This window comes from Nitrosomonas sp., assembly GCF_040256045.1.
In the GTDB taxonomy this organism is placed as follows: Bacteria; Pseudomonadota; Gammaproteobacteria; order Burkholderiales; family Nitrosomonadaceae; genus Nitrosomonas.
This window is the reverse complement of sequence record NZ_JBDZWD010000070.1, coordinates 1-9068: the sequence shown is the minus strand read 5'-3', so window position 1 is coordinate 9068 and position 9068 is coordinate 1. Positions and strand designations below refer to the sequence as shown.

Below are 9068 nucleotides of genomic sequence, written 5' to 3'. Positions count from 1 at the left end.
TACGCAAAAAGGCGGGCGCTCACCTCCTCTTTTCTTATCCCGAACTCAGGTTAGAATAAGAATCCCGTTTTAGACAAAAAGGAAAAAAGATAGAAACCGGAACCGTTTTAGGTCATTGAGACCGTTCTCAATGTGGGTTGCCCTTTTTAATGTGACCAGAAAACTGAATAGTTCATTACGAATCCTGAGAAAGAGGGAGCATCCAGCGAGGATGGATGGAAACGGAGTGATTCGCGATGATGCTTTATGTCAAGCAGATTCTGGAAAAAAGTCAATATTCTGTGTTGCTACAACAAAAGCTTACCGTAAAATATTTTAGCCAGTTAAGTGATGCGGCGGTTATTTTGATCAAGAGCTAATTCGGATTTGAAAGCAAGACTCGGAGTGTTCGCTAGCTGATATTTACCTACAGTAACGGCATGAATGATATGTAAAAGGTGCCGACATGCCAAAACTTACTAACACAGACATTTTGACGACGGAGAACGATCCTCGTTGGCAAGCTGTACTTGCCCGTGATTCAGCAGCTGATAGTCACTTTCTCTATTCGGTTAAAACTACTGGCGTCTATTGCCGTCCGTCTTGTCCGGCTCGTACCGCCAAACCGGAAAATGTGCAGTTCCATCTTAGTCGGGCCGAAGCTGAAGCGGCTGGATTCCGTCCCTGTCGACGCTGTAAACCGGATCAACCTTCCTTGCGCGAACAGCATGCCGATAAAGTTACCAAAATCTGCCGTTTGCTGGACACGGCGGGAACCGAGCCCAGCCTCGCCACGTTGGCGGCTATTGCCGGACTCAGCGCTTTTCATTTCCACAGGATTTTTAAAGCAATCACCGGTTTGACACCCAAAGCCTACGCGGCGAACCAACGCAGAAATCGAGTCAGGAACCAGCTAACGAAAAGTCAGTCGATCATCGCCGCCATCTATGATGCCGGTTACAATTCCAACAGTCGTTTTTATGAACAATCATCACAACTGTTAGGCATGACGCCCTCCGATTATCGTGCCGGCGGAACCAATAGCCGAATTCGCTTTGCCTTGGGCGAATGCTCGCTCGGTTCTATTTTGGTGGCGGCCAGTGAAATTGGGATTTGCGCCATTGCTTTAGGCGATGATCCGAATCACCTGGCACAGGAGTTACAAGATCGTTTTCCCCGGGCTGAACTGATCGGCGGCGATAATGAGTTTGAACAGTGGGTCGCCAAAGTCATTGGCTTTGTCGAAGCACCGTCCATCGGCATGGATTTGCCATTAGATATGCGCGGCACTGCCTTTCAACAACGGGTTTGGCAAGCTTTGCGACAAATCCCGGTTGGTGCGAAAGTCAGTTACATGGATATCGCCCAACGCATCGGCGCACCGAAATCTGTACGTGCCGTTGCCGGTGCCTGCGCGGCGAATACTCTGGCTGTGGCGATTCCCTGCCACCGAGTCGTCCGCTCCGACGGCAGTTTGTCCGGTTATCGTTGGGGCGTGGAACGCAAAGCCGAACTGCTGCGGCGGGAAAGTCAAGCATGAATACCCGTGTAATTTCTTGCACACTGCTGTTGCCGACGGATTACCAGCTGCAGGATATTCTGTCTTTCCATGTGCGCGATGCTCAGGCTGTTGCCGAAGCCGTATATGCCAACCACTTGCATAAAGGGATTATCTGGCAAGGCTCACCCGCCTGTTTAGCACTTCGGTTTTTATCCCAGGGTGCTGAAATAGAACTGAGTATCGATCATCCATTGGCTTCATTGGAAGTAGACGAGTTATCCACGCTGGCAGTCCGGATGCTCGGATTAAATCAGCCCATTGATGTTTTTGAAGAAAGCCTTGGCCAACATCCTCAGCTTGGAATGCTGATTAACCAACAAGCTGGCTTGCGGGTGCCGGTCCTGGCATCGCCATTTGAAGCCTTGAGTTGGGCAATTACCGGACAACAAATCAGCGTGGCAGCCGCTATTTCTATACGCCGTAAATTCATTCAGCAGGTCGGCTTACAGCATTCCAGCGGCTTATATTGCTATCCCGACGCACAGCATGTAGCGACTTTACACATCGACGATTTGCGCCGGGTTGGATTTTCTCAAAGCAAAGCGCAAACCTTACTGACGGTGAGCCAAATGATCGTGTCGGGCGATTTGGTATTGAATTACTCTCAAAAAGAACCACCGATAGAACAAATTCGCCAGCAATTATTGACGATTCGCGGCATAGGTCCTTGGACTGTCAATTATACGCTGCTACGCGGCTATGGTTGGCTGGATGGCTCGCTGCATGGAGATGCCGCAGTTCGTCGCGGCTTACAAATATTGCTGAAGAATATTGAGCCGATGGAGGAAAATCAAACCCGGCAATGGCTGGAAAACTTTGCACCGTGGCGGGCTTTGGTAGCCGCGCATTTATGGAAATTGGTTTCAGCGGCGGGTAAAGAAGCATGAATTAACTTAAAAATACAAATCCTATCCTATCCTATCCACCCACCTATCAAGGCTTGAATAATCAGGTTACACCTTCATCGATCGGTTGCTATCACCGCAATTGTGCCAGTCTTTAGCTGGATTCTACGACAATGATCACCTGTTTCGTAGTTACACCGTTATGGCCAAACAGGATTTTGGCTTTATTCTGATCGAACAACTTCCCCACATGCAATCACCTATGGGGATGGTGCCGTTAATTGTCATTTTCATCTCAGAAGCTGTCGCCCAGCTGTACCTGCCTTGGCTCCTCGCTCGCATACCATCGGGTATTTCTTCGCTGGCTGATAAGAACTGATCTCATACTCATTTTTATCAGATCATGACATTCTGTTTATATGTGTGTGCAGGATTCTCGTCGTTCAATATGAAATCCCTATGGAGAAATTCTCTGAGATGGATACTTGCCCACTGACGAAACTGTATTCCCTGGGATGAACGCAGGCGATAACCGATAGCCAGGATCAAATCGAGGTTGTAATAAATCAGATTACGCCGCACCTGTCGCCTGCCTTCGGACTGGATCGTCAGAAATTCCCTGATGGCCGCTCCCCGGCACAACTCTCCATCCTCAAAGATATTTCTGATATGGAGAGAAACATTCTGCTTGGTCGTCTTAAACAGCTCGGCAATCTCCAGCTGGTTCAGCCAGATGTTCCCTCCTTCCACCCGCAGACGAAGCCGGGTCCGGCCATCAGCTGACAGATAAAGAATAGATTTGTTCATGTCTCAGCTTTTTCCCGTTTTCATCATCCGAGCCTCATTCAAGCCAACTTATAAAATCACCGCGTGCCGCCTGCAGCCGCAATTGTGCTTCTGCCAGACCGGACACCAGCTCCAGATAACCAAGCTGTGTCTCATAACGCATGCGAGTGGCATCGAGAAGCTCGACGATCGAACTCTTGCCCAATCGGTAAGCATCTTCTGCCATCTGCTTCAAAGAAGGTAAACGTGGCTCCAGTTGTTGGCGAAAATGATCGAGCGCTGCTGTCCGCTGCGTAACCAGGGCAGTATAGCGCTGCACATCAGCCTGTACCTCGACTTCTGCCAGATGACGCTGCAGACTGGCAGACTGTTCCTCTGCTTTTGCCTTGTCAAAAGCGCCTCCCCGTGTTTCAAAAATCGGTACTTCGATCGAAATACCGATGGTATTGTTCGCTCCGTATGGCGCACTGGTCCAGAATCGGCCAGCAGTCAGCGAGACATTCGGGAAACGTTCCCGATAGGCAACCTCCGTATTCGCTCTGGCCACTGCTTCCTCCCGGCGGGCAGCAATTAGCGCCGGATGCTTGTCGTGGTTGCCGGATATTCCCGTATCAACGTTCTTTAAAGGCAGTAATTTACCAGTGCCATGTGGTCTCCAGTCGGGAAAACCAAGCAACGTGGCTAGACGGGTCTGGCGATCAACCAGTTCCACCTCGGACTCCACTGATCGTGTATGCCACGCAGCCTGCTCGACATCGATCCGCAGCAGATCATACTGGCTTGCCATACCACTCATCTGACGGCTTGCTACAATATCTCGCAAATGGCCCAATTCCGTCATGCTTGCCATCAGAGCAGCATGTTTTTCCTGAGCAGTAAGCAATGCGATGAAAGCAACACCGGCATCGGCTGCAAGCTCATTGCCGGAAGCATCAAAACGGGCCCGGGCAGCTCTGATGCCTTGCTCGGCAGCTTCAACACGAGCACCGCGCTGACCGGCAATGAGAAGAGGCTGTTCGATCGAAATTTCCTGCGCTCTGCTGCCCTCATAATCGGTAAATGCATTCGGCTGACGCGAGTAGTTGTAGCTTATCGTTGGGTTCGGGTAAGCGCCGGCAGTACGTCGCTCAGCATGCGCAACAGCAATGTTCTGCCGTTCGATGCCAGACGGGGGCTAACCTTTCTGGCCAGAGTCAATACACCGGCCATATTCACTAATTCTGGCGGGTTTTGCGCCAGAACCGGTAACGCCATCAACAGGAACATAAAGGCTGTCAAACGGGAAATCATGCGTCAACCTCTTCAGGTATTTGAAGTTGATCGGGCGTAATCAGGCGATAAATCACTGGCAACACGAATAATGCAACAACCAGCGTGGTTAGCATGCCACCAACCACGACCAGAGCAAACGGGCGTTGAGTCTCGCTACCGACACCCGTAGACAGCGCCATCGGCAGCAAACCGAAGAGAGCGAGCAGAGAAGCCATCAGTACGGGACGCAACCGTTCCGTCGCACCTTCCAGAAGAGCAGGCAGCAGCGCCTCTCCCTTCCGCCGACGTGCTTCGGTTGCCGACAGTACGAGCACCCCCATCAGCGACACCTGACCGAGCAATGCGATGAAGCCAATGGCAGCACTGACTGAAAGCGGGATACCGGCAATCAGGAGAACAAAGACGCCGCCAGTCAGAGCAGAAGGAACAGTTGCCAGGATTGCAAAGGCACTGCGGCCACTGTTCATGGCCATATAAAGCAGACCCAGCACCAGCAGTACGGCAATCGGCACCACCAGTTTCAAGCGGTTGGCAGCACGTTCCTGGTTCTCGAATTCACCACCCCAGACAAAATAATGTCCGTCCGGCGCCTTGATTTCGGCATCGATAGCTGCGATCGCATCCCGGATGACAGATCCCATATCACGATCTTTGATATTGAATTTGAGCGCCAGGAAACGGATGTTACCTTCTCGCACGATCGAAGCCACTCCATTGGCAATCTCGATGTCAGCCAGTTGTCGCAATGGGAGGCGAGCGCCAGAAGGTGTCGTGATGGTCAGACCGGCAATTTTGTCAAAATCGTCACGGGCAGGTTTGGGCAGCAAGAGACGTATTGGAACAGGTCGCTCCCCTTCCCAGTACTGTGTCACGACCCGACCGGCAAGAGCCGTTTCAATCGTTCTGGCGGCCTCTTCGATCGGCACCCCTGCGCGTGCCAGCGCAGAGCGATCGAGACGGATACGCAATTGCGGGCTTGACACATCACGATACAAATCCAGTTCAGTAATGCCTGGTATATCCCTGAGTACGATTTTTGCTTGCTTTAGGGTATCGCGCATGAGTGCCAGGCTACTGCCGAAAATCTTGAGTACAACTTTGCCTCTCACTCCGCTCACCGCTTCTTCGACACTGTCCCTGATCGGCTGCGAAAAGTTGAAGCGTACACCAGGAATTTCCAGGAGTAGGTTACGCATAGCCTCGATTAGTTGGGGTTTATCCCATCCATTTCGCCACTCTTCTTGAGGTTTCAGTCGCACGAAGGTTTTCAGCATGTTGACTCCTTCATTATCGGTACCATCCTCCGGCCGACCATGCTCGGTGTGTACATCGAGCGTTTCGGGGAAATGGCTCAGGCGCTTGTGGACTTCCTGCAAGATCTCCTGGCTTTTTTCCAGAGCGATACTGGCCGGCATCTCGACAAAAACGGCCAGATCCCCTTCATCCAGTTCCGGCAGGAATTCCGTTCCCAACCGGGAAAATGCAAGAGCACCTGCCAGCAGGAGCGCGGTCGCTAGGATCAGAACCGTACCGCGTAATGCCAGAGTTCGATCCAGCAGCCTGTAATAGCCATCCCGCAGTTTCCCGATCCAGCGGGGCTCGGTCAATTTGACATGCTCCGGTTTGAACAGGTAGGCACAAAGTGCCGGCACTACCGTCAATGAAAAAATCAATGCCCCTCCCAGAGCAAAGGCATAAGTGAGGGCAAGCGGCCGGAAAATACGCCCTTCCACCGATTGCAGTGTAAACACCGGCAACAGGGCGGCAATGATGATCAGCATGGCAAAAAAGGTGGGGCGTCCGACTTCTTTTGCCGAACGAATCACCAGATACAGTACCGCCTTTTTATTGGTTGGCCGCTCATGCCGGATGGCATGGATGATGTTCTCGACCAGTACCACCGCCCCATCGACCAGGATACCGAAGTCGATGGCTCCCATGGAAATCAGGTTGGCAGGCAACCCCAGCGTATGCAGACCAAGAAAGGCGACCAGTAATGACAAGGGAATGATTACTGCAACGATCGCCGAACCCGCGATACTGCGCAGAAAAAGCCAGACGACACCGACCACGAGCAGAAAACCATGCAATAGATTCTCATGCACAGTCGCCAGCGTATGATTCACCAGTACACTGCGATCGTGAACTGCTTCAATCTTCATGCCAGCTGGAAGAATGGTCGAATTGAGTACTTCAACCTGATGGTGAATTTCATTCAGTACAAGCGAGGGATTTTCTCCACGCCGCATTAGAACCAGCCCTTCTACGACTTCCTTTCTGTCATTTCCCCCTACCGACCCTCGTCGCGGTGTGGCAGCAAGTTTGACGATTGCCACATCACCGACCGTCAGTGCCGAACTGTTACTGGTTTTCAGAGGAATCTTCTTGATATCCTCGATTGAATCGATATAGCCGATACCGCGAATGGTAAGCTCCTGATCCCCATGACGCAGAAATCCACCACCTACATTGAGATTTGCTTTACGAATCGCTTCTTCAAGCGTTTCCAGGGCAAGCCCGGCAACATATAATTTCAGTGGATCAGCCTCGATATGGATCTCTTTGAGAAATCCGCCGAAAGGCACGACATCGGCAACTCCCTGTATACGCCTCAGGATACTGGCAATATTCCACTGCATCTCCGAACGAAGCTGGTAGAGATCATGGCGGTCGCTCACGACCCGGAAGCGATAGATCTTGCCAAGCGGGGTTGCCTCCGGTGCCAGTACCGCCATGACATCTTCCGGTAGATCAGCCTGGGATAATCTCTGCCTCACCACCATGCGACTGATGAAAGGATCGACATCGTCATTGAAAATCATTGTCACGAGTGATAAACCGAAGAGGCTCTCACTGCGCAACACGGTCATGCCTGAGGTGCCATTGAGCACTCGTTCAAGAGGAATGGTCACCTGGCGTTCGATCTCCTCGGCGGCATAACCCGGCATCTGAGCGATCACCTGCACCTGCGCGTTGGTGACATCCGGAAAGGCCTCGATCGGGGTATCAAGATAGGCGCGCACACCGAAAACGGCGATGACTGCAGCAATGAACAAAGTCGCCAGACGCCTATAGACACAATGTTCGATGATCAGATTCAGCACTGTGTTCTCAAAGCAGTTGCTCGGCGGTGCTATCGAGTAACAGGGCACCTTTCACCACAACCTTCTCACCGGCCTGCAGCCCTTCCAGGATGATCACCCGGCCATCGTATGAATTTCCGGTACGTACCGGACGAGGTTCGAAACTGCCATCCAATCGCTGCACATAGACAATCTGCTGACTATCTTCCTTGATCAGGATTGCCGTGGCAGGTAGACTCAAGCTATTGTTGCCCGTGGTACTCAACCGCACTTCTGCCAGCATGCCGGATGAGAGATGTCCAACCTCTTCCTTGAAAGAAAGGTAAACGGGGATACGCCGTTGCTCGCCATCGACTGCCTGCCCGATACCATCGACAATCGCATCCAGCCTCGTACCAGTGGCCAGCACGCGGATTCTGGCCGATTGACCAACGGCAACATGACTGATCTCACTTTCCGGGATATCAGCAACTGCCCACAGCTTACCGGGATCCCCTATTTCGACCAGAGCATCTCCTCCCGGAGATACCACGCTGCCGATACTGGCCTTAATATCCAGAACGACGCCCTCCACCGGGGCACGCAGAACGAAGCGATCTCCTTTACCATCTCCTATCAGAGCCGTCATGTGCTTTGCCCGCTCAAGCTCAGCGCGAGCTTCGCGAGCAGCGGTTTCAGCACTGAAACGTTCGACCTCCAAGCCTACCCCTTTCCAGATCATTTCATTCTGACGTTTCAGCAAATCTTCAGCAGCAGCATTCCTGGCCGCAGCCTGATTGAGCATGGCACGAGCTTCTGCCACATCGGCGCTCTGCAGCGTCATGAGCAGTTTTCCGGTCTTGACGATTTCTCCTGGCCGCACTCCGATGGAAAGGATGCGTGCCACCACAGGAGAGCCGATGGCCATCATCGCTTGCGGCTGGAAGACTATTCGTCCTGGCAGGACACCACCCAGGGCATCCGTTCTCGTACCCACGACTTCAATCGTGACAAACTGGAGAGATGCCTCTGCTATTACCAGCCCGCCGATGCTATCACCAACTTTATTTTCTACCGTCTGCTCGGGCACAATTACACTCGAGCAAGCCGTCAGACAGGCAATCACCAGCAATATGCCAAGGCAGCGTAAAATAAAGTTCATTATTGCCATCACGACCCCTTTCAGAAATGTCCCCCACCACGGGAGCGTGTAACATAGCAAAACACTCCTTAAAAAGTTCTGACAACGATTCAAAAACAACAAGATGAGAATTCTCCTGGTTGAGGATGACAGCGCCTTGCGCGATACACTATCTCAAGCATTACGACTGGCTAGTTATGGGGTCGATCCCGTATCGGACGGACGGGCAGCCGATAACGCTCTGGCAGCCGGTGTCTATGATCTGGTGGTACTCGATCTCGGCCTGCCTTATCTCGATGGGATAAAAGTGCTGCGGCATCTGCGCGGTCGCCAGGATCGTACGCCAGTCCTGGTGCTAACTGCCCGTGACGGGATCAATGAGCGCGTGCAGGGACTGAAAACCGGTGCAGATGATTACCTTA

8 protein-coding genes are annotated in these 9068 nt (G+C 52.1%); 4 read left to right on the top strand and 4 right to left on the bottom strand.

The genetic code is table 11. From position 1 onward, the window contains the following. Window positions 1-445: 445 nt before the first annotated feature. The 3 genes from ada (at window position 446) to ABUL11_RS10470 (ending at window position 2764) form a co-directional block, all read left to right on the top strand. Window positions 446-1519, top strand: a complete 1074-nt coding sequence (gene ada / locus ABUL11_RS10480) for a bifunctional DNA-binding transcriptional regulator/O6-methylguanine-DNA methyltransferase Ada (RefSeq protein WP_350283800.1) — start codon at window positions 446-448, stop codon at window positions 1517-1519. Then, window positions 1516-2427 (top strand): DNA-3-methyladenine glycosylase family protein, encoded by a 912-nt coding sequence (locus tag ABUL11_RS10475; RefSeq protein WP_350283799.1) that lies wholly within the window; start codon window positions 1516-1518, stop codon window positions 2425-2427. Before ada ends, ABUL11_RS10475 begins: the two co-directional genes overlap by 4 nt. Window positions 2428-2587: 160 nt before the next feature. Further along, window positions 2588-2764, top strand: coding sequence for a hypothetical protein (locus ABUL11_RS10470; protein WP_350283798.1), 177 nt, complete (start codon window positions 2588-2590; stop codon window positions 2762-2764). Window positions 2765-2781: 17 nt separating this feature from the next. Here the strand turns inward: ABUL11_RS10470 and ABUL11_RS10465 are convergent, their stop codons facing one another. From ABUL11_RS10465 to ABUL11_RS10450, 4 genes are all read right to left on the bottom strand, one after another. Further along, window positions 2782-3192: a virulence RhuM family protein gene (locus tag ABUL11_RS10465; protein WP_350283797.1), complete on the bottom strand. Its 411-nt coding sequence runs from the start codon at window positions 3190-3192 to the stop codon at window positions 2782-2784. A gap of 34 nt (window positions 3193-3226) precedes the next feature. Beyond that, window positions 3227-4318 carry a TolC family protein gene (locus ABUL11_RS10460; RefSeq protein WP_350283801.1) on the bottom strand — a complete coding sequence of 364 codons (1092 nt, stop codon included), beginning with the start codon at window positions 4316-4318 and terminating at the stop codon, window positions 3227-3229. 139 nt (window positions 4319-4457) lie between these two features. Further along, window positions 4458-7547, bottom strand: a complete 3090-nt coding sequence (locus tag ABUL11_RS10455) for an efflux RND transporter permease subunit (protein ID WP_350283796.1) — start codon at window positions 7545-7547, stop codon at window positions 4458-4460. A 7-nt stretch (window positions 7548-7554) separates the two neighbouring features. Then, complete coding sequence (locus ABUL11_RS10450; protein ID WP_350283795.1) at window positions 7555-8667, bottom strand: efflux RND transporter periplasmic adaptor subunit; 1113 nt, start codon at window positions 8665-8667, stop codon at window positions 7555-7557. A 103-nt stretch (window positions 8668-8770) separates the two neighbouring features. Between ABUL11_RS10450 and ABUL11_RS10445 the strand changes: the two genes are divergently transcribed. Continuing rightward, on the top strand, window positions 8771-9068 hold a 298-nt coding region (locus ABUL11_RS10445), incomplete at its 3' end, for a response regulator (protein WP_350283794.1).

Excerpts from the sequence above, each read along its gene's own strand:
- ada (WP_350283800.1), top strand. The coding sequence starts at position 446 with ATGCCAAAACTTACTAACACAGACATTTTGACGACGGAGAACGATCCT.
- ABUL11_RS10475 (WP_350283799.1), top strand. The coding sequence starts at position 1,516 with ATGAATACCCGTGTAATTTCTTGCACACTGCTGTTGCCGACGGATTAC.
- ABUL11_RS10470 (WP_350283798.1), top strand. The coding sequence starts at position 2,588 with ATGGCCAAACAGGATTTTGGCTTTATTCTGATCGAACAACTTCCCCAC.
- ABUL11_RS10465 (WP_350283797.1), bottom strand. The coding sequence starts at position 3,192 with ATGAACAAATCTATTCTTTATCTGTCAGCTGATGGCCGGACCCGGCTT.
- ABUL11_RS10450 (WP_350283795.1), bottom strand. The coding sequence starts at position 8,667 with ATGAACTTTATTTTACGCTGCCTTGGCATATTGCTGGTGATTGCCTGT.